The organism is Roseobacter sp. AzwK-3b (genome assembly GCF_000170875.1).
Classification (GTDB): Bacteria; Pseudomonadota; Alphaproteobacteria; order Rhodobacterales; family Rhodobacteraceae; genus Roseovarius; species Roseovarius litoreus.
Map to the genome: position 1 here is coordinate 18,371 of NZ_ABCR01000001.1, position 18,794 is coordinate 37,164.

An 18,794-nucleotide genomic window follows, 5' to 3' on the forward strand; every position below is an offset into this window, starting at 1 on the left:
CACCTGCATGACATGCATAGGAGGAACGACCATGTTTCGCAGAACCTATCTGGCACTGACCGCCGCCGCCCTGATGACCGGCCCCGCATTTGCCGGCAGCAGCGGCATGAAAAAAGATATCGTCGACACCGCCGTCGAGGCTGGCAGCTTCGCGACGCTGGTCGCCGCCGTTCAGGCCGCAGGGCTGGTCGAGACGCTCAAGGGCGATGGCCCTTTCACCGTCTTCGCCCCCACCGACGAGGCTTTTGCCGCCCTGCCCGAAGGCACGGTCGAAGACCTGCTCAAGCCCGAGAACAAGGACCAGCTGACCGCGATCCTCACCTACCACGTGGTCCCCGGCAAGGTGATGTCGGGCGATCTGAGCAACAACATGATGGCCGCCACCGTTCAGGGTGGCGAAGTCACCATCATGACCGAAGGCGGTGTGACCGTGGATGGCGCCAATGTGGTGCAGCCCGATATCGAAACCTCGAACGGGGTGATCCACGTCATCGACGGCGTGATCATGCCCAAGTAATCCGACTTGCGGTCGATACCCCGGGGCGCACATTCTACGCGCCCCGGGCGTCATTTCCCCGGCGCGCAGGAATTGAAACTGGCCTTGCCGCCGCAAACCCTGCATAAATATCTCGGATCGTACACGCGGTCCAAGGTTTGGGTTTGCAGGTGGGGCCAAGATGCTCTGGATTCACATCGGAATGCCCAAGACGGGCACCACGGCGCTTCAGGGGTTTTTGCATTCCAATCCGGATTTCCTGGCCTCTCACGGCATCCGTTACCTGGCAAGCGGTCGCGACCGTGGCACCGGCGTGGGGCGACTGATCTGCCACAACGCCATGGCCGTGGATATGTCCCGCAACTGGAGCCATACCCCGGAAAGTCAGCCGCAGGCGTTTCGCGCCGAATATGACCGGCATCGCGACGAGCACTGCATCATTTCAAGCGAGATGTTCTTTGGCCGCGATCTCTCGTCGCTCTACGAACGGGTCATCGCGCCGATGCAGACCGAGGTCACGATCCTCGTCTATCTGCGCCGCTTCGACGATTTCATCGAAGCCGATTACAAGCAACGCGCCAAGAATGGCAGGCTGATCGGCGGTCAGGTCGATGCATTCGTTCGCGAACGGATCGAGCGGATCGAGACAGACCCCGAGTACCTGAACTTCGGGACGCTGTTCGACCGCATCCGGGACACGATCCCCGATGTCCGCATCCTGCCCCGGCTCTACCTGCAAGAAGAGATGACCGGCGGCAATGTCATCACCGATGTGATGTCGGTTCTGGGAGTGCCACCCGACACCGTCCCCTTGCCCGAAACCAATGCAAACCGCTCCCTCTCGCGCTTGGCCAGCGAAGCGATCGGTCTCTTCGACCCGACACTCGGCTTTGACAAGAAACGCCGCCGCCGACTGGCCCGCGCCCTGCAGGCCATGGAAGACCCCCGGCTTTTTCGCCGCAACGACGTACTGACCGCATCCGAACGCAAGTCCATCTGCGACCTTCTGGAAAAGCGCAACGCTGATATGCGCAAGATGTTCTTCCCTGGCCGCCGCAAGCTTTTTCCCACAAGCGGCCGCAAGCCCACCGGACCCGAACGCGGCCATCCCGATGAACTGGCGGAATTCCAATACGTGATGCAAGCCGCCCTGCGCGTCATCTCCGAGGGTCGCTGAAGCGTCTCTTGCGTCAGGCCTGCTTCTTGAGCAGCCGTTCGCGCCGGTTGCGATAGCGTTGTTGATTGGGCGCGATCTCGGCGGCCCGGTCCAGCGCGGCCACGGCCCCCTCTTCATCGCCCATCTCTCGGCACAGATCGGCCAGCTGCGCGTGCAGCTCGGCGGTGCTGTCATCCATCGCGCAAGCCGCCTCGAACCAGGCCCGCGCCGTCGCAGTATCACCCACGGCACGATGGATCAGACCAGTCAGAAAATGCCAGAAGGCATGATCGGGCGCGATAGCGCGGCAGATCTCGGCCTCGGCCAGTGCGGCGGCATGATCGCCCGTCATCAAAAGGATCTCGGCCTGCCGCTTGCGCACCATGGCATCCTCGGGCGCCGCCTCGACTGCCTTGGAATTCATCTCCAGCGCCTCTTTCAGCCGCCCCATGCGCGCCTCGAGCAGCGCGCAGTAACTATAGGGGCCGGCCCCCGGCGTGCCGCCATGATGTGCTGCCAGCCTGTCGCGCATCCGCTCCAACTCTCGGGGCGCGTTGAGCAGCCGGTCGGTCTTGCCATCCATCGCGAACCATGGCCATTCGATCGCGATGCTCGACAGATCCGAGGCCCGACGCCGCAGGATCCGGCTTTGCTGCACCACGATATTGGTCTGCAGATAGCGCACGGGCAAGACCAGCAACGTGTCACGGTCAAAGGGCAGCGTGGCACCGGGGCGCAGCCGCCCGCGTTTGATCATGAAGGTACCGATCACCGTGATATCGGGGAGCATCGGCTTTTGCCAGAACGCCTGCAGGAACGATTGCCGCGCGCCTTTGCGCCGCCCGAGCGCGCCAAGCACATGCGCGCGCACCGCCAGGCCGGTAATATAATTCTCCTGCCACTGATGCGGATCGGACAGCGCGATATCGATATAGCGCAGCGCCTCGTCCCATTTGCTCAGATACATGCCGTTGATTGCGTGAAACAGCGGCATAAAGGCATTGTCCGCGCCGGCATCCAGAATGGCCTGCCCGATGCTCCATGCCTCCTGCTCGCGCCCCGCCTCCTGCAGGCGTCGCGCCAGCTTGACAAAGACATGCGCCGCCTCGCTTGGCGTGATGAACTCGCCCGGCCCCTTCACGAACCGATCATACACCCGCTCATAAGCCAGATCGCGTTCGGCAACGGTCATCACCTCGTGGAAACATTTGCGCTCCTGCCCGCTCAACCGGGCGGCGGCACGGCTGAAGGCGCTGATCGGCGGCGCCACGATTTCCGAGGCGCGTGACATCGCGAACAGTTCCAGAAAGTCGCGCTGCACCGGCTTGCAGCCCGACAGATCCACCAGATCGTCGATACTGCCCACTTGCGGATGCGCCTTCGTGAACCGCGCGATACTTTCCGGCTGGTCCGAGAACACCAGCGCCCCCGCGCCCTTGTTCTTTTCCAGGTAAGCAGAATAAAGCTCGTCCGGTTCGATCTTGGCGGGCCATTCCTTGTGCTTCCACGGATCCTCGTTCAGGATATCGCCCCTTCGAATGTGATAGGCGATCGTCCGGCCGCCATTCCTGGACATGGCCTTTTCGATCTCCGCGATATGCCCTTTGACCACCGGGTTGAACCCGATCCTCGAGATGAACCCCCGGAACCGCCCGCGCAGATCCTCGCCATCCTCCCAGGCGAATTCGACGATCTCGAACCCCTCGTCCAGCACCACATGCCCGCCACTCGCCAGATGCGCCTGCAACCGGTCCGGCGCGTCGTCCTTCAGAAAAACCCAGATCGGCGTCGGCGCCGGGGTCAGCGCCTCGAACGTGTCGTTGTCCATGAAATGCCGGTCAATGAACGCCGGAATGAACAGATCCGTCGGCGTATCCAGTTTCGGCGCCATCGCTCCGCGCGGGAACCAGTTGATGCGGAAATCCGTGTCGTAATCCTCGGCCAGACGGATCGCGTTCAACATCATCAGCAGACGCGCGCCCAACTGGTCTTTCCGCAATCCGATGAAGCATCCACGACCGTGGCCACCACCTACCGACATAAATCCGCCTTTCCCGACTGCCCAAAAACTTATACACTGACAAAAAGTTGTCGCAAGCGTCCCCGCCGCAAGGCAGACGTTCAGGAATAGTCGAGTAGATGGCAGCCAATCCGAAACTGTTTCTCAGTTCCTTTGTTCTTAATGAAAGCTCGGATTTGCTGGAATGGATTTCCTATCACAAATCCATTGGCGCCACTGACATTCATATTTTCGTCGGCAGCAAGTCGGATGGCCAAAGGCCCCTTCTCGACGCCTTGGCAGATGCCGGGGTGGTCACGCTGCAACCCGTGCCCGTCGATCCGGAAACCTCCGAGGAAATGCGCAATTCGGCCCTGCGCGCCGCCACGCTCGAAGCCCGGCAAAGCGGCGGTTACGGCCTGTTCCTTGCCCCCGATGAATATCTGCGCATCACCGCCAAGGGCGGCACAGTTCAGGCGCTGATGAAAGCGTGCAAGGATGCCGATGTGCTCTGCGCCCCGGTGTTGGAGTTCGGCACCGGCGGGCGGCAGAAACATATGCCCGGCCCGGTTCTGAGCGCCGCCACGCACCGCGCGCCCCTGCCCGACGCCGTGCCCGAGTGCAGCTTTCGCAGCATCGTGCGCCTTGGCCTTTACCCCTCCCGCACCCCGGACATGCCCACAGGTTCCGCCCAGAAGCCCGACCCGAAATGGGTCAACGGCAGCGGCAAGGCCATGCCGCGCCCCTATAGCCGCACGGCATGGAGCGACGCAAAAGGCGTGATCGGCACCGACAAGGCCACGATCCTGAAATTGTCCGCGGCCTCGGTCGAAACCTACCTGCTGCGCATGAACGCCCTGCCCGAGAAAAACAGACCGGATGCCGCAACCCTCGCAGCCCACCTGCAGCGCTTCGCCGCCATGACCGAGCCTGACCCCGGTCTTGCCAGCCACAGCGCCGCCATCGACACGCAGATCGCCGCTCTTCTTGCCCTGCCCGGCATCGCCGCCGCACAAGAGGCGGTTTGCGCCCGCGAACGCGCCGCGCTGGACGACATGCGCATGTCGGAGCCCGTCATCCTCGTGCCATCACCGGCCAAAGAGACCAACAGCCCGCCCGAGTCCATGCCCGATGATACAGAGGCTGATGACGGTCTGGGAGACACGCCCGACGGCACGCCCGCCCAAGGCCCGGGCCTTCCCGCATGGTTCGCGGAAATCCACACCAGCGGCGACCAGCAAGGGTTCTATACACGGCTGGCCAATCACGCGCTTGTCTGCATCCGCCGCGACGATGCCCGGCTTGTCGTGACCTTCGACAATCTCTCGAACGTCAATGACCTGTCCTTCACCCGCGAACCCTGGGCCTACAAATTCGTGCGCGACAACAACTGTTCGCACCTGTCCGTCATGGCCCGGCGCAAGGACTGGTTCCGCGATCCGCAACTGATCGAGCATCTGCAGACCCTCGCCGCCAGTGGATTCTTCAAACAATTCGGCAAGGTCTTCATGACCGGCACCTCCATGGGAGGCTTTGCCGCCCTCGCTTTCGCATCCCTGGCCCCCGGCGCCACCATCATCAGCTTCAACCCCCAGACCACGCTGGACGAAACCCTTGTTCCTTGGGAAAAACGCTTTCGCATGGGCCGCCAGCGCGACTGGTCGCTCCCCTTCAGCGACGGCGCCTACGAAATCGACGACATCGAAAAGGCCTTCGTGCTCTATGACCCGTTTTTCGAACCCGACCGCCGCCATGTGGAACGGCTCGAAGGCGACAACGTACATTTCCTCAAAAGCTGGTGCACCGGACATTTCACACCGGTGTTCCTGCGCCGCGCCAAGCTTCTCAAGCCGATCATGCAGCACGCCATCGACGACACATTGACACCGGACTTGTTCTACAGCCTTTACCGCGCGCGTCGCGGATTGCCCTGGTATCGCAAATCGCTCGAGTCCTACCTTCAGGATCGTGGACGCCCCGAACTGGCCCTACGGGCAAGGTCAGCCTTCCGGAAACTCAGAAAGCAGGCCGCCGAATGATGACCCGCACCCCGGACTTTCCCATCGCACCGGCCAGCGGCGGACCGCGCATCATCATGACCACCATGAAGAACGAGGGACCGTTTCTTCTGGAATGGATCGCGCATAATCTCACCCTCGGCTTCACCGGGTTCGTGATCTTCACCAATGATTGCGAAGACGGCACCGACCTGCTCGCTCAAAGACTGGACGAGCTGGGATATTGCAGCCACCGCCCCAACCCCGTGGGCGACGGCTCCCCGCCTCAGCACAAGGCACTGCGCCGGTCGGCGGCGCATCCTTGGGTCAGGCAGTCAGACTGGCTGATGTGCCTCGATGTGGACGAATTCATCAACCTGCGCGCCGGACTGACCTCGCTGGACGAGTTTCACGACCAGATCGGCGATTGCGACGCGGTGTCGTTCACCTGGAAACTCTTCGGTTGCGGCGGCATCGAAGCCTATAGCGACGCGCCCGTGACCCGCCAGTTCCTTCTGGCCGATGCCGAGGACGATCCCGCCAATGGCCGCGCCACCGGGTTCAAGACGCTGTTTCGCAACAACGGGCTGTTCCGCAAGTACAACCCCCACCGCCCCAAAGCCGTGCCCGACGGGCTCGAGGACGATGTCCGCTGGTCCGATTGCGGCGGCAACCTTCGCCCGATGCAACAGGTCAGCTGGCGGGCCTGGCCCGGCTTCAGCCACCGCTATGCGCGGCTGCATCACTATTCGGTCCGCTCGCTCGACAGTTTTCTGGTCAAGCGCGATCGCGGTCGCACCAATCACGTGGCACGCGAACAGTCCGAGCATTACTGGTCCGACATGAACGTCAATCGCACACAGGATAACAGCATCCTGCCCCATGCCGAACGCGCCCGCCCGATGCTCGATGCGCTGCTCGCCGATCCGGTGCTCAAGATGCTCCATACCCGCGCCTGCGACTGGCACCGCGCCAAGATAGCCGAGCTGAAATCGCGCCCCGACTGGACCGATTTCCGCCACTGGCTACACGACAACAAACTCGAGACCAAAAGCCAGATCATGCAAAAAGATTACTGAGCGCGCGTCCCGCATCGCCGCTTTCCAACAAGGACCGGAATGTCGTCATGTCAAAGTTCGTCTCTGTTACCCCGATGAAAAACGAAGGCCCCTTCATCGTCGAATGGGTCGCCCACAATCTGGCAATCGGCGTGGACGAGATCACGATCTTCTCGAATGACTGCACGGACGGATCGGATGCCTTGCTTGATCGGCTGGATGCGATGGGCAAGGTCCGCCATTTCGACAACACCGCCCGCAACGCCGCCCCGCAGCGCCGCGCCTATCGGCGGTTTCTCAAGATGAAGCTGGCAGCAGACGACGATTGGGTCATTCCGATCGACGCAGACGAGTTCATCAACATCAAGACCGGCGACAACACCCTGCGCGCCCTGTGCGATGCGATTCCGCAAGCCCGCACCATCTCGATGACATGGCGGCTCTTCGGCAATGCCGGCGTGCAGGACTATGCCGACGGATTCCTGACCGATCAGTTCCGCATGGCGGCCCCGGAAGATACGCGCCGCCCGCCACAGGCCTGGGGTCTCAAGACGATGTTCCACCGGGGTCTGTGGGGACATATCGGCGTACACCGGCCCAAACGCCCCACGGTCGAGGCGTTTGCCGATCTGCACTGGTATAACGGCTCGGGTGACTTGATGCCGGAGCGCTACCTCAAAGGCAGCTGGCGGTCGGGACCGGATTCACTGGGCTACGATCTGGTGCAGATCAACCATTACGCCCTGAAATCCTGCGAATCCTACCTTGTCAAAAAGGCTCGCGGCCGGGCGCATCACGACGGCGAGGCGCTCGGGCTGGAATACTGGACCACGATGAACCACAACGATGTCGAAGACCGTAGCATCGACGCGATCCGCCCGGCCAAATCCGCCATCTACGACGAGCTTCTGTCCGACCCCGAACTGCGCCGCCTGCATGACGCCTGCTGCGAGAGGCACCGCGAGATGATCACCGAGTTGAAGGCAGAGGCGGATTTCGACGCGTTGCTGGAAAGGCTGGTAGGCTGATGGAGACGCGCGGCATATTCCATTTCGTCACGCCCATCGGCCCCAGCCTGTCAGCCAAAGGCAAAGGCTCACCCAATGTAATAACGAGGCTGTGCCAGATGCTTGAGAAGCATGGCGTGCGCAGCGAGACGCTGACCTCCGATGAGTTGATCGCGCGCGGCCCGGCGCCCCACGAGCGCGCCCATGCGCTGCTGCATTTCAACGAATTGAACTATGTCTCGGCGGGCGAGCCGCCCGAACTCGCCGCAATCGAGTCAGAACTCGAGACGCTAGGCTATACGCTCCACCATCGCGGGGCGGCGGCGCGGGTGGTCGGCGACAAGCGACGGCAGAATGCCGTGCTGACCGCCGCTGGGGTGCCGATGCCCCGCCTGCTGCAGGGGCAGGCAGGCGACGAGACGGTGTTCTCCAACGAAGCGGTCAACGCCCATGTCAAAGTGGATGTCCTGCCGCCGGGCAGCGCGCTGGACGATGCACGCTACAATACCACGCTGGTCGATACCGTCCACGAAGTGCAGGGCCGCGCCTTTCACGTCAGTCTGCGCGCGATCTGTTTCGGGGCGCGGGTGCTTTATGCTTGGCCGCGCTGCCGCGATGTGGCTGAGGGCGACCCGAGCGTGCATACAGGCGACACGCCTGCTGATCTTGCCGTGATCTCGGACCTTCATGCGCGGCTCGTGGTGCCCAACAAACGGCAGATCGCACGCATCGCGCGCGGCGTGTCCGAGGCACTGGGCTGCAACTTTTACGCCCATGACCTGCTACCCTGCGCCGCAACCGGAAAGCTGCTGCTGTGCGAGACGAACCTCAAGTTCTACGATGGCCGCTACCGCTGGCAGATGATGCCGATCAAGGACGAGCATCCCGTAGCCGCGATGTTCAACGGCAAGACCTATGCCCGCCGCGCGGCACGTATCATTATCGCGGAAACCGGTCTCTGAGCCGTGCTGGCATCAGACCACATCGCGCAGCACCTGTGTGAGTTCCCCCACCACGTGGCGCGGCGAACTGACGTGGCGGACATAATCCATCACCTCAAGCCCGCGCTGCCATTCTGCTGTGCCGAAGGCATCGGTGACATGCACGACGCCCGCGGCAATGTCATCCACCGAGTTGGACGGGATGAGAAAGGGATAATCCGCCCCAAGATAATGCAAGGCATCGTCGGTCCCGGCATCAACGAGGATATTGGCCCGCAGCGCAGCAGCGGTGAACCCCTTGGTGAAGGGCTTGGAGGCGTGCCGGTTGCGAGTGGTGCGCCGCACGGCATAGTGAAGGTTGTAGTCCGGCAATTCCGCAAGCGTTGCCTCGAAGCCGATTTTGAGATGGTCGAGGATCGTGATGCGCCCACCAAGACCCGGATCGCGCGGCAAAACAGTGTTGGCGGGATTGCCGAGGTAGACCGCGCAAAGCCTGCCGGGGGCGGCTTGTTGGGGAGGCGCAGGCGCAGGTAGACGCGGGTCGGCATGGTGGGTGACGTGCCGCACCAGCCGGTCTTCCGCGCCGAGCGCTCGCAGCCGTGCCCGCACTCGGCGCATCCCTTCGAACGAGGCGAGGATATGTGCATCGGCCGCGAGAAGCATTGCATCGTCGGGCACCGAATCGACATGATCGATACAATAGGCGGCGAAACCTTTGCGCAGGTCTTCGAAGGTCTCGGGCGGGAGCGCGCTGAACGCATGTTTCAGGCCGATCACCACCGCGCCCCTTGTTTGTCTGGCAAAGTGCCGGAGGCGGCGCGCCGCGCCGGGCGGCGGCACTTCGAGCACCGAGAAACCATGGCCGCCGCCACCGAGACGCGTCGCCATCCCGCACAGCTGGTCGCAGCGCATGATCTTGGACCCCATCGTGCGGTCAGCCTTTCGGTAGGCGAAGATGACGGGCTGTGCCGGCATGGATAGCGGCCCTATCAGGGGGTAATGACGTCGGGCCGCGCGCGCTCGCGGATATCTTGAACCACGGCCCGTGCAAAGATGAAGCCTTCATCAGCCACCTCGCGGGCGGACCGGATTGGGACGAGGTCGTAGAACGCGTCAAAACCGTACTCGTCAAGTTGCATCTCCGTGAAGCGCGCCAGGATGTCCTCGTAGTGGTCATGCAGGACGCGGCTCTCGGGATCGAGGCCCGAGACGATCAGGAGTCCCGTGGGCCGCGCATCGACGGTGATGATGTCAAGATCTGGCCGGTATTCCCTCAGGATCGGGACGAGCTTCCAGACATCGCCCGTCCAGACCGCCGGAAGGTTGTCCAGATCGCGCGTCAGGTGGCCCCGCCGGAATGGGTAGCAATCGTGGATAAGCGCGACCCCGCCGGGCTGGCTGTTGCGCTCGGCATTCATGAAGTCGCGCAGCGCGAATTCGAACAGGTGCATGCCGTCGATAAAGGTCATGCCGAGCCGAATCCCGTTGGTCGCGAGAAAATCGTCGGCAAAGAACGCATCGCTCTCTTGCTGAAACAGCATCAGCCGGGGCTTGCCGCGCAGAATATCGCCCTCTAGCCGGAAATACGGGTCCACCCCGATAGCTGGTCCGCTTACCTCGGCGAGGGTGCGGCCGGTCCGGCAGCCAATCTCGAGATACCAGTCAAGCGCGTGCTTATGGTGGAAATCTCGAAGAAAATTGACATAGTGGCGTCCGGTTAATTTTCTGAACATGCCGCCCTCAATTTTCGATGCGGTTTACAGGTGCACTGCGTAGGCCCGCGCCAACCGACGTACGGGACCATCGCGGAACTGAGGGAGCAATGGTTACGAACATGGCAATGCTCGTAGTGTTCGGGCAGGTTGGCCCAGGCCAATGGCGCCATGCATATCGGCGAGAAACTCAAGATATGCCTGCCCCTTGGCGCGCTTGCCCGCAAGCAGATTGGCCTGCTCATCACCTTTTGCGTTGGTCACCGCTGCCACCTCACTCATTGCCATTACGCACTATTATTTGCGCGCTATTTTCACCGGATCGGCCGGAAAATCAATTCATCATTGCAGCAAACCCTTGCAATACGGCCCGCGAGTGATGCGCCCTCCGCCTATCCCGCCTCTCCAAGCCACCGCCCCGGCACCGGAAGCGCGGGCCGTCGCGGGTTGTGCTTGCGATCCAGCGAATGGGGCAAATCCTGTGCCATGATCGGGCGCAGGCCGCTTGCCCGGTCACGGCGCAACAGCGTCGCCTCCACCACCCTTGGGATCGCTTGGCCATCGATCTCGACACTGCCCGAAACGTTGTTGGGATGCAGATGGACGGTCACGAAATCGTCCCGAAGCTTCTCCACCACCTCCAGAGCAGGCCCCAGAAACCGCGGCTTGCTCAGAACCGAGGGCAGGTGATGCAACTCGATCACGATCATCCGGAACCGCCGGAGCAGATCGCGCGGCGCCGCCGCCAGCGTGCTGTATTCCGCCCCCTCGATATCCATCTGCAGCAGCAGGTCTTCGCCCGGCGCGGGGTCCGTATCGCGCACCCAGGTTTCCAGCGTCATGGTGTTGCCTTTGTCCCTGTTGCCCAGAAACTTCGGCACGAACTGCGCGCCGGGCACATCCAGCGGCGGCTTTTCGACCGAGGCATCGGCCATGAAGGACATGATCCCGCGCTTGGCCAGATCCATCTCGAACGTCGCCTGCTCGGACACCCCCGGCGAGTAACAGGCCGCGATCCCGCGCAGATCGTCCGGCACCAGATAGCCCCCGTCCCCGAACTCGCCCAACCGGATCAGCGGCGTATCGACGGCTTGCGGCCGCAGAAAGCGGTCGATGACCTCGACGCCATCAAGCGTATGGATCGTTCGGGCGGCGGAACTCGTATTCGACATGGGCACTCGATCTTTGCGTTTGGGGCATTGTTACCGGATCGGGCGTAAAATCAACCGATGAGTACGCCCTGCCGCAAAACAAAACGGCCCCCGGATGGTCCGAGGGCCGTTTGAGGTGCGAGTGAAACCCGTCAGTGAACCACCGCATCCTGCGGCGGCTGGCGGTCCGATGTGCCGACCCGATCACCGATAATCAGCCCCTCTGCGCCGACACTGACCGGCACCGTGGCGCCATCCTTGATCTCACCGCCGAGGATCGCCTCGGCCAGCGGGTCCTGCAACGCCTTCTGGATCACCCGCTTGAGTGGGCGCGCGCCATAGACCGGATCATAGCCCTGATCGGCCAGCCACTTATGCGCGGCCTCGTCCAGGTCCAGAGCGATCTTGCGGCTTGCCAGACGCTTGAGCAACCGGCGCATCTGGATATCCACGATGCCCCCCATCTGGTCGCGCGTCAGGCGGTCGAAGATCACGATCTCATCGAGACGGTTCAGGAATTCAGGCCGGAAATGCGACCGGACCGCATCCATCACGTCGCGCTTGGCGTCGGCGGCATCCGCGCCCTCGGGCATCTGGCTCAGCGCCTGACTGCCAAGGTTCGAGGTCAGGATGATCAGCGTCTGCTTGAAATCCACCGTCCGGCCCTGCCCGTCGGTCAGCACACCATCATCGAGCACCTGCAAGAGCACGTTGAACACTTCGGGATGCGCCTTTTCGACCTCGTCGAACAGCACCACCTGATAGGGCCGGCGCCGCACCGCTTCGGTCAACACCCCGCCCTCGTCATAACCGACATAGCCCGGAGGCGCGCCGATCAGACGCGAGACCGAGTGTTTCTCCATGAACTCGCTCATGTCGATCCGCACCATCGCCTGATCGTCGTCGAACAGGAATTCGGCGACCGCCTTGGTCAGCTCGGTCTTGCCCACCCCCGTCGGACCAAGGAACAGGAACGACCCAAGCGGGCGGTTCTCGTCGTTCAGCCCGGCGCGCGCCCGGCGCACGGCATTGGCCACGGCCTTGACGGCCTGATCCTGCCCGATCACCCGGCGATGCAGGTTGTCTTCCATCGACAACAGCTTCTCGCGCTCGCCTTCCAGCATCTTGGCGGTGGGGATACCCGTCCAGCGTTCGACCACCTGGGCGATCTGTTCGGGGCGCACCGCCTCTTCGACCATGACACCGTCCTCTTCGGCCTGCTCGGCCTCGGCCAGCTGCTTTTCAAGCTGTGGGATCACGCCATAGGACAGCTCCCCCGCACGGGCCAGATTGCCCTCGCGCTTGGCATGGTCCAGCTCGATACGGGCGCGGTCCAACTGCTCCTTGAGATCGCGGGCACCGGCCAGCTTGTCACGCTCCGCCTGCCATTGCGCGGTCATCTCGGCGGATTTCTCCTGCAGCTCGGACAGCTCCTTTTCCAGCTTTTCCAGACGGTCCTTGCTGGCGGCGTCATCCTCTTTCTTGAGCGCCTCGGCCTCGATCTGCTTTTGCAGGATCTCGCGGTCCAGCGCGTCCAGTTCCTCGGGCTTGCTGTCCACTTCCATCCGCAGCCGGCTCGCGGCCTCGTCCATCAGGTCGATCGCCTTGTCCGGCAGGAACCGGTCGGTGATATACCGATGGCTCAGCGTCGCCGCCGCCACAAGCGCCGCATCCGAGATGCGCACACCGTGGTGCAGCTCGTATTTCTCCTTGATGCCCCGCAGGATCGAAATCGTGTCCTCAACCGTCGGCTCCTCTACAACCAAGGGCTGGAAGCGCCGCGCCAATGCCGCGTCCTTTTCCACATGCTTGCGGTATTCATCAAGCGTGGTGGCCCCGATGCAGTGCAGCTCACCGCGCGCCAGCGCGGGCTTGATGAGGTTGGCCGCATCCATCGCACCATCGGCCTTGCCCGCGCCCACCAGCGTGTGCATCTCGTCGATGAACAGGATGATCTCACCGGCCGCCGCCGTCACCTCGTTCAGGATCGCCTTCAGACGCTCCTCGAACTCGCCGCGGTATTTCGCACCGGCGATCAGCGCGCCCATATCCAGCGCCAGAAGCCGCTTGTTCTGTAGGCTTTCGGGCACGTCGCCATTGACGATGCGCAGCGCCAGCCCTTCGGCGATGGCGGTCTTGCCGACACCCGGCTCACCGATCAGAACCGGGTTGTTCTTGGTCCGGCGGCTCAGAACCTGCATCGCGCGGCGGATCTCGTCATCGCGGCCGATGATCGGGTCGATCTTGCCCTCGCTCGCTGCGCGTGTCAGGTCATGGGCGTATTTTTCAAGCGCCTCATAGGTATCTTCCGCCGAGGCGCTGTCGGCCTTGCGCCCCTTGCGCAGGTCGTTGATCGCCTCGTTCAGGCTCTGCGCACTCACGCCACCCTGATCCAGCGCATCCTTGGCGGGGGATTTCACAATGGCCAGCGCGGTCAGCATCCGTTCCACGGGCACGAAACTGTCCCCGGCCTTGCCCGCCAGCTTTTCGGCCTCGGCCAGAACCTTTCCGGTCTGCTGATCCATATAGGTCTGCCCGGCATCGCCGCTCACCTGCGGGATCTTGCCCAGCGCCAGATCGAGCGCCTGCACCACGCGTTCGGGCGTCCCGCCCGCGCGTCGGATCAGGTTCGAGGCAAGCCCCTCGCTGTCGTCCATCAACGCCTTGAGAAGGTGCTCGGGCGCCAGTTTCTGATGGCTTTCCCGCATCGCAATCGTCTGTGCCGCCTGGATGAATCCGCGCGACCTCTCCGTGAACTTGTTCAAGTCCATGGTCTGTCTCCTTTGTCACAAGCGTTACCCCGGTCGCGCACCCTGCACGAGGCATGCGGCGGTCGGGAACCTCATTTATGAAAATGGGTAACACGCCCGTGATGTTCAAGACGGGCCGCGCAAAACCCTGCGGATTATCCGCCCACCCGACAGACACCCGGACCAGCCTGGGATCAGTCGCGCTTTTTCGCCTTGAGCAAATTCTTGGGGCGGATCGCCTCGGCGGCCTTGAACAGACCGAATGTCTGGTTCACGTAATTCACCACACCAGACAGGCTGTCCATATACTCCTGCAATTCGGGCGTGCGATCCGCCTCGATCATCTGGATCGGGCGCTCGGGACCAGAGGCCTCGAACTGGCAGTAGAACAACGGCTCCCCACGACGCAGCACGATATCCTTCTTGGGGTCGTGCCATTCAAAGGCCCACATCAACGGGCGCGGCCAGATGTTGATCGGAAAACGCCCGCCAAAGATCGTTCCGGGCAGCGGATCGGGGCGGTAATGCGCAAATGGCCCAAGCTGCGTCATGTACAGCGTCTCATCCGCGATAAAGCAATACGGAAGCACGATCTGAACCGTCGGCCGGTCCGGATAGCGCCATTCCTCCTCGTTCACCAACGTGATCAAATTGGACAGCTTGGCGCGTCGCACCGCCCCCGAGGCCCCCGCGCGGTTGACCAATACGGCACAGCCATCTTCCTTGCGGTTGAACCCGATATGCAGGTCGTAAGGGCATTTGACCACGAAATACCGGCTTTCCATCTGGATTACGCTCGGACAGCGCGATGCCGACTTCGCGTGTCCGGTATTGGTCTGCCGCGAGGTCAGACGCTCGGGCGGATCGAACAGCACGCCAGCTTTGTTGGATGTCAGAAACCAACCGACCTGCACGGGGCCACGTTCGGGGCCGCTTCCCTGATGATCCAAGGTGATATTGATCTGCATAAACCGCTCACACTCTCTACCAAGGGCGACAATGCCGAACCGCCCCGCCCCGGTCAACTCAGAGTTGACGTGCCCATCCAAAGACAGAACGCAAGCTATCCTTGTCACTCCGACGCGCTCTCGGTGCCGCGCCCTGCAGGCTTGACGCCGCCGCCCGCTGCCGCGACAAGGACAACCGATCCTGACCCAGCCAATCACCAAAGGCAGCACCCCATGTCCGATGACCGCCTGATCGTCGCCCTCGATGTTCCCAACGCGCTCGATGCGCTGTCGTTGACGGCCCGTCTGGGCGATGCCGTCTCGTTCTACAAGATCGGCCTTGGCATGTTGACCGGCGGCGGGCTGGCGGTGGCCAACGAGCTCAAGCAAGAGCACGGCAAACGCATCTTTCTCGACCTCAAGCTCTTCGACATCGGCGCCACCGTGGAAAAGGCCGTGCGCGGGCTGGTGCAATACGATCTGGATTTCCTGACCGTGCATGGCGATCCACATGTCGTGCGCGCTGCCTGCGAAGGCGCATCCGGCAGCGCCACCAAGATCCTTGCCGTCACGATCCTGACCTCTCTGGACCGGGCCGATCTGGATGCCAGCCTGATCCGTCCCGGCGCGGTGCCCGATCTGGTGGCCGAGCGCGCCGCCCGCGCCTTCGACGCCGGCGCCCATGGCGTGATCGCCTCGCCACAGGAAGCCTCGATGATCCGCGCCCTGCCCGAAGCGGAGGGTCGGCTCATTGTCACGCCGGGGGTGCGTCCCGCCGGCTCGGATCTCGGCGATCAGAAACGCGTGGCCACCCCCGCTCAGGCCATCGCCGACGGTGCCGATCATATCGTCGTAGGCCGCCCGATCTGGGCCGCGTCCGATCCGGTGGCTGCCGCACGATCCATCCTGACGGAACTCGCCGGCTGATTTTCGTACGAAACTGCGGTACAAACCGTTCATGTCGTACGCAACCCCGAGGCCCGGATGCCAGCCCTCTGCCGCGATTGCCTGACCCGGTTCGACGCCGGACCGCGCTGCCCCGCCTGTCGCAGCCCCCGTGTGACCTCCCACCCGGAGCTGTTCGACCTGTCGATCGCGCATATGGATTGCGACGCCTTCTATGCCAGCGTCGAAAAACGCGAAGACCCAAGCCTTGCCGACAAACCCGTGATCATCGGCGGCGGGCGGCGCGGTGTGGTCTCAACTGCTTGTTATATCGCGCGAATTCGCGGCGTCCGCTCGGCGATGCCGATGTTCAAGGCGTTGGCGCTCTGCCCTGATGCGGTGGTCCTGAAACCCCGGATGGAGCTATACGTTCAGGTCTCCCGCCAGATCCGCGCGATGATGGAAGACCTCACCCCCGCAGTGGAACCCCTGTCGCTGGACGAGGCGTTTCTCGACCTCACCGGCACCGCCCGCCTGCATGGCGCGCCGCCTGCGGTGATGCTGGCCCGTCTGGTCCGCAGGATGCGCAGCGAACTGGGCGTCACCGGCTCTATCGGCTTGTCGCACAACAAATTTCTGGCCAAGGTCGCCTCCGATCTGGACAAGCCGCATGGCTTTGCGGTGATCGGCGCCGCCGAAACCGACGATTTCCTGCGCGACAACCCCGTTGGCCTGATCTGGGGTGTGGGACAGGCCACGCGCACAGCGCTCGATGCGGCGGGCATCCGCACGTTCGCCGATCTTCTCAGATGGGAGCGTCAGGATCTGATCGCGCGCTTCGGCTCGATGGGCAACCGGCTTTGGCATCTGGCCCGTGGTCAGGACGCGCGCCGCGTCTCGGCCAATGCGCCGGTCAAATCGATCTCGAACGAAACCACCTTTTCCGAAGACACCGGCGCCACCGACATTCTGGATGGCCATCTGTGGCGGCTGGCCGAAAAAGTCTCGGATCGTGCCAAAGCCAAGCGGCTCGCGGGCCGGGTCGTCACCCTCAAGCTCAAGCGTGCCGATCATGCCGGGCTGACCCGGCGCATCGCCCTGCGTGACGCCACACAACTGGCTGACACGATCTACCGCACCGCGCGCGCGCTTCTGGATCAGGTCGAAGGTCAGGCCCCGTACCGGCTGATCGGTGTGGGCCTGTCCGAACTGCTGCCCGAGGAAGGCGCGGATCTCTCGGGCGATCTTCTCGATCCGAATGCCGCCCGCCGCAGCGGGGCCGAACGCGCAACCGATCTCATCCGCGCCCGCTTCGGCCCCGGTGCGATCCTCAAAGGTCGCTCACTGCGGTAAATCAGGCCCCGGTCACTCGGCCGCAAGCGGCTGTTCAGCGGCGCGTCCGATCCGGGCGATATCCGCAATCACCCCGTCCAGAAGCTGCTGGAACGCCTCGAAATGCCCATTGGGGCGAATAAGCTGTTCGTTCATGTAAAGCGCGCGGTCGATCTCGATCTGCACCGCGTGACGCCCCCGTGATGGTCGCCCGTAATGCTGCGTCACATACGCCCCAGCGAACGGCGTGTTGCGTGTCACCACAAGCCCCGCCGCCGTAAACGCCTCTTCGATGCGGTCCACGATCTCGGGCGCCGACGCCGCGCCGAACCGATCCCCCAGCACCACCTCGGGACGGCGCACACCGGTGCGTGCCACCGCATCCATCGCCTCATGCGGCATCGAGTGGCAATCGATCAGAATCGCCTGACCAAACATCACATGCGCCTGCGACAGCTGCGTTTCCAGAGCCTCGTGATAGGGCCGCCAATAGGTCTCGATCCGCCGCTGCGCCTCGGCCAGTGGGATCTTGCCGGAATAGATCGCCTGCCCATTGGCCACCACGCGCGGAACCACCCCCAACCCCGAGGCGATCCGCGGATTGTGCCCCGACCGCCGCACCCCTTCGATCAGCGCGGGGTCAAGCTCGTCTTCGCTGCGGTTGAGATCGACAAACGCGCGCGGCGCCCCGGCGCGGATCAACGGCGCGCCATGGCGCGGTGCGCTTTCGAACAGCTGATCGACAAAGGCATCTTCCGAACTGCGCACCGAATGCTCGTTCAGCGCGGTGCGCCGCAAGAAGGACCACGGATAATCCCGCCCCGAATGAGGCGATGCGAACACCACCGAGGTGGTGCGCCGCTGTGGATGTGTCAGATAATAGGCGGCTTTCGGCATCGTCTCTCCTGTTGTCGCCATCATAGACCGAAATTAGCGTTCTAAAAGCCCTTGATCCCTATTCCGACTCCTTTTATAGACCGCTCTCACCGGCGCGGCTTTCCGCGCCCCTATTGTTTGGGGCAGGGTCCGTTTCGGTATTCATGGGCGATTAGCTCAGCGGTAGAGCACTTCGTTGACATCGAAGGGGTCACAAGTTCGAACCTTGTATCGCCCACCATGAATTCCTCGCCCCGCGCCTCGGCGCTAGGCACCCGCAACCCCAGGCGCTGGCCCGCGCCGCGACAGAGACAGGAGACGACCATGAAGGTTCGCAACTCGCTTCGTTCGCTCAAGAACCGGCACCGTGATTGCCGTGTCGTGCGCCGCAAAGGCCGCGTCTACGTCATCAACAAGACACAGCGCCGTTTCAAGGCCCGTCAGGGCTGAACCGCGTCACAGGGTTCGAACGTGACAAGGCCCCGCC

Annotated in this window: 17 protein-coding genes and 1 tRNA gene; 10 read left to right on the top strand and 8 right to left on the bottom strand. The window is 63.0% G+C overall.

Annotation, left to right across the window (positions count from 1 at the left end; translation table 11 throughout):
* The first annotated feature begins 31 nt into the window (after positions 1-31).
* Positions 32-517, top strand: a complete 486-nt coding sequence (locus RAZWK3B_RS00085; RefSeq protein ID WP_007811027.1) for a fasciclin domain-containing protein — start codon at positions 32-34, stop codon at positions 515-517.
* Positions 518-677: 160 nt separating this feature from the next.
* Positions 678-1,673, top strand: coding sequence for a hypothetical protein (locus tag RAZWK3B_RS00090; RefSeq protein WP_007811029.1), 996 nt, complete (start codon positions 678-680; stop codon positions 1,671-1,673).
* A 13-nt stretch (positions 1,674-1,686) separates the two neighbouring features.
* Here the strand turns inward: RAZWK3B_RS00090 and RAZWK3B_RS00095 are convergent, their stop codons facing one another.
* Positions 1,687-3,636: a tetratricopeptide repeat protein gene (locus tag RAZWK3B_RS00095; RefSeq protein ID WP_007811030.1), complete on the bottom strand. Its 1,950-nt coding sequence runs from the start codon at positions 3,634-3,636 to the stop codon at positions 1,687-1,689.
* A gap of 155 nt (positions 3,637-3,791) precedes the next feature.
* Between RAZWK3B_RS00095 and RAZWK3B_RS00100 the strand changes: the two genes are divergently transcribed.
* The 4 genes from RAZWK3B_RS00100 to RAZWK3B_RS00115 all read left to right on the top strand — a co-directional run bounded on the left by RAZWK3B_RS00100 (position 3,792) and on the right by RAZWK3B_RS00115 (position 8,675).
* Entirely contained in the window at positions 3,792-5,690 is a 1,899-nt protein-coding gene (locus tag RAZWK3B_RS00100; RefSeq protein ID WP_007811032.1) for a glycosyltransferase family 92 protein, read from the top strand.
* Positions 5,687-6,727 carry a glycosyltransferase family 2 protein gene (locus tag RAZWK3B_RS00105; protein WP_007811034.1) on the top strand — a complete coding sequence of 347 codons (1,041 nt, stop codon included), beginning with the start codon at positions 5,687-5,689 and terminating at the stop codon, positions 6,725-6,727. Before RAZWK3B_RS00100 ends, RAZWK3B_RS00105 begins: the two co-directional genes overlap by 4 nt.
* A gap of 47 nt (positions 6,728-6,774) precedes the next feature.
* Entirely contained in the window at positions 6,775-7,734 is a 960-nt protein-coding gene (locus tag RAZWK3B_RS00110) for a glycosyltransferase family 2 protein (protein ID WP_037294734.1), read from the top strand.
* 98 nt (positions 7,735-7,832) lie between these two features.
* Positions 7,833-8,675 (top strand): hypothetical protein, encoded by an 843-nt coding sequence (locus tag RAZWK3B_RS00115; RefSeq protein WP_157132082.1) that lies wholly within the window; start codon positions 7,833-7,835, stop codon positions 8,673-8,675.
* A gap of 12 nt (positions 8,676-8,687) precedes the next feature.
* Here the strand turns inward: RAZWK3B_RS00115 and RAZWK3B_RS00120 are convergent, their stop codons facing one another.
* The 6 genes from RAZWK3B_RS00120 to RAZWK3B_RS00140 all read right to left on the bottom strand — a co-directional run bounded on the left by RAZWK3B_RS00120 (position 8,688) and on the right by RAZWK3B_RS00140 (position 15,235).
* A complete protein-coding gene (locus RAZWK3B_RS00120; RefSeq protein WP_007811040.1) occupies positions 8,688-9,629 on the bottom strand; it encodes a hypothetical protein in 942 nt (313 codons plus the stop codon).
* A gap of 14 nt (positions 9,630-9,643) precedes the next feature.
* A complete protein-coding gene (locus RAZWK3B_RS00125; RefSeq protein ID WP_157132083.1) occupies positions 9,644-10,387 on the bottom strand; it encodes a class I SAM-dependent methyltransferase in 744 nt (247 codons plus the stop codon).
* 93 nt (positions 10,388-10,480) lie between these two features.
* A complete protein-coding gene (locus RAZWK3B_RS20925) occupies positions 10,481-10,648 on the bottom strand; it encodes a hypothetical protein (RefSeq protein WP_007811043.1) in 168 nt (55 codons plus the stop codon).
* Positions 10,649-10,758: 110 nt separating this feature from the next.
* Positions 10,759-11,538: an FkbM family methyltransferase gene (locus tag RAZWK3B_RS00130; RefSeq protein WP_007811045.1), complete on the bottom strand. Its 780-nt coding sequence runs from the start codon at positions 11,536-11,538 to the stop codon at positions 10,759-10,761.
* Positions 11,539-11,669: 131 nt separating this feature from the next.
* The gene (gene clpB / locus RAZWK3B_RS00135; protein ID WP_007811047.1) at positions 11,670-14,288 is read right to left on the bottom strand and encodes an ATP-dependent chaperone ClpB; all 2,619 of its coding nucleotides are present in this window, start codon (positions 14,286-14,288) and stop codon (positions 11,670-11,672) included.
* Positions 14,289-14,461: 173 nt separating this feature from the next.
* Positions 14,462-15,235, bottom strand: coding sequence for a hypothetical protein (locus tag RAZWK3B_RS00140; protein WP_007811049.1), 774 nt, complete (start codon positions 15,233-15,235; stop codon positions 14,462-14,464).
* Between the two features lie 213 nt (positions 15,236-15,448).
* On the opposite strand from RAZWK3B_RS00140, the gene pyrF reads away from it, so the two are divergent.
* Together pyrF and RAZWK3B_RS00150 are read left to right on the top strand one after the other, a co-directional pair.
* Positions 15,449-16,141 carry an orotidine-5'-phosphate decarboxylase gene (gene pyrF / locus RAZWK3B_RS00145; protein WP_007811051.1) on the top strand — a complete coding sequence of 231 codons (693 nt, stop codon included), beginning with the start codon at positions 15,449-15,451 and terminating at the stop codon, positions 16,139-16,141.
* 57 nt (positions 16,142-16,198) lie between these two features.
* Positions 16,199-17,452: a DNA polymerase IV gene (locus tag RAZWK3B_RS00150; RefSeq protein WP_007811053.1), complete on the top strand. Its 1,254-nt coding sequence runs from the start codon at positions 16,199-16,201 to the stop codon at positions 17,450-17,452.
* A 12-nt stretch (positions 17,453-17,464) separates the two neighbouring features.
* Here the strand turns inward: RAZWK3B_RS00150 and RAZWK3B_RS00155 are convergent, their stop codons facing one another.
* Positions 17,465-18,328, bottom strand: a complete 864-nt coding sequence (locus RAZWK3B_RS00155) for an N-formylglutamate amidohydrolase (RefSeq protein ID WP_007811055.1) — start codon at positions 18,326-18,328, stop codon at positions 17,465-17,467.
* Between the two features lie 145 nt (positions 18,329-18,473).
* Here RAZWK3B_RS00155 and RAZWK3B_RS00160 point away from each other — a divergent pair.
* Positions 18,474-18,548, top strand: a tRNA-Val gene (locus RAZWK3B_RS00160).
* A gap of 83 nt (positions 18,549-18,631) precedes the next feature.
* Positions 18,632-18,757 carry a type B 50S ribosomal protein L36 gene (ykgO, locus tag RAZWK3B_RS00165; RefSeq protein ID WP_005850168.1) on the top strand — a complete coding sequence of 42 codons (126 nt, stop codon included), beginning with the start codon at positions 18,632-18,634 and terminating at the stop codon, positions 18,755-18,757.
* Positions 18,758-18,794 lie beyond the last annotated feature (37 nt).

Coding starts and splice junctions, on each gene's coding strand:
- RAZWK3B_RS00150 (WP_007811053.1), top strand. CDS start 16,199: ATGCCAGCCCTCTGCCGCGATTGCCTGACCCGGTTCGACGCCGGACCG.
- RAZWK3B_RS00105 (WP_007811034.1), top strand. CDS start 5,687: ATGATGACCCGCACCCCGGACTTTCCCATCGCACCGGCCAGCGGCGGA.
- RAZWK3B_RS00110 (WP_037294734.1), top strand. CDS start 6,775: ATGTCAAAGTTCGTCTCTGTTACCCCGATGAAAAACGAAGGCCCCTTC.
- clpB (WP_007811047.1), bottom strand. CDS start 14,288: ATGGACTTGAACAAGTTCACGGAGAGGTCGCGCGGATTCATCCAGGCG.
- RAZWK3B_RS20925 (WP_007811043.1), bottom strand. CDS start 10,648: ATGAGTGAGGTGGCAGCGGTGACCAACGCAAAAGGTGATGAGCAGGCC.
- RAZWK3B_RS00155 (WP_007811055.1), bottom strand. CDS start 18,328: ATGCCGAAAGCCGCCTATTATCTGACACATCCACAGCGGCGCACCACC.
- RAZWK3B_RS00130 (WP_007811045.1), bottom strand. CDS start 11,538: ATGTCGAATACGAGTTCCGCCGCCCGAACGATCCATACGCTTGATGGC.
- RAZWK3B_RS00140 (WP_007811049.1), bottom strand. CDS start 15,235: ATGCAGATCAATATCACCTTGGATCATCAGGGAAGCGGCCCCGAACGT.
- RAZWK3B_RS00115 (WP_157132082.1), top strand. CDS start 7,833: ATGCTTGAGAAGCATGGCGTGCGCAGCGAGACGCTGACCTCCGATGAG.
- RAZWK3B_RS00090 (WP_007811029.1), top strand. CDS start 678: ATGCTCTGGATTCACATCGGAATGCCCAAGACGGGCACCACGGCGCTT.
- RAZWK3B_RS00120 (WP_007811040.1), bottom strand. CDS start 9,629: ATGCCGGCACAGCCCGTCATCTTCGCCTACCGAAAGGCTGACCGCACG.
- RAZWK3B_RS00085 (WP_007811027.1), top strand. CDS start 32: ATGTTTCGCAGAACCTATCTGGCACTGACCGCCGCCGCCCTGATGACC.
- ykgO (WP_005850168.1), top strand. CDS start 18,632: ATGAAGGTTCGCAACTCGCTTCGTTCGCTCAAGAACCGGCACCGTGAT.
- RAZWK3B_RS00125 (WP_157132083.1), bottom strand. CDS start 10,387: ATGTTCAGAAAATTAACCGGACGCCACTATGTCAATTTTCTTCGAGAT.
- pyrF (WP_007811051.1), top strand. CDS start 15,449: ATGTCCGATGACCGCCTGATCGTCGCCCTCGATGTTCCCAACGCGCTC.
- RAZWK3B_RS00100 (WP_007811032.1), top strand. CDS start 3,792: ATGGCAGCCAATCCGAAACTGTTTCTCAGTTCCTTTGTTCTTAATGAA.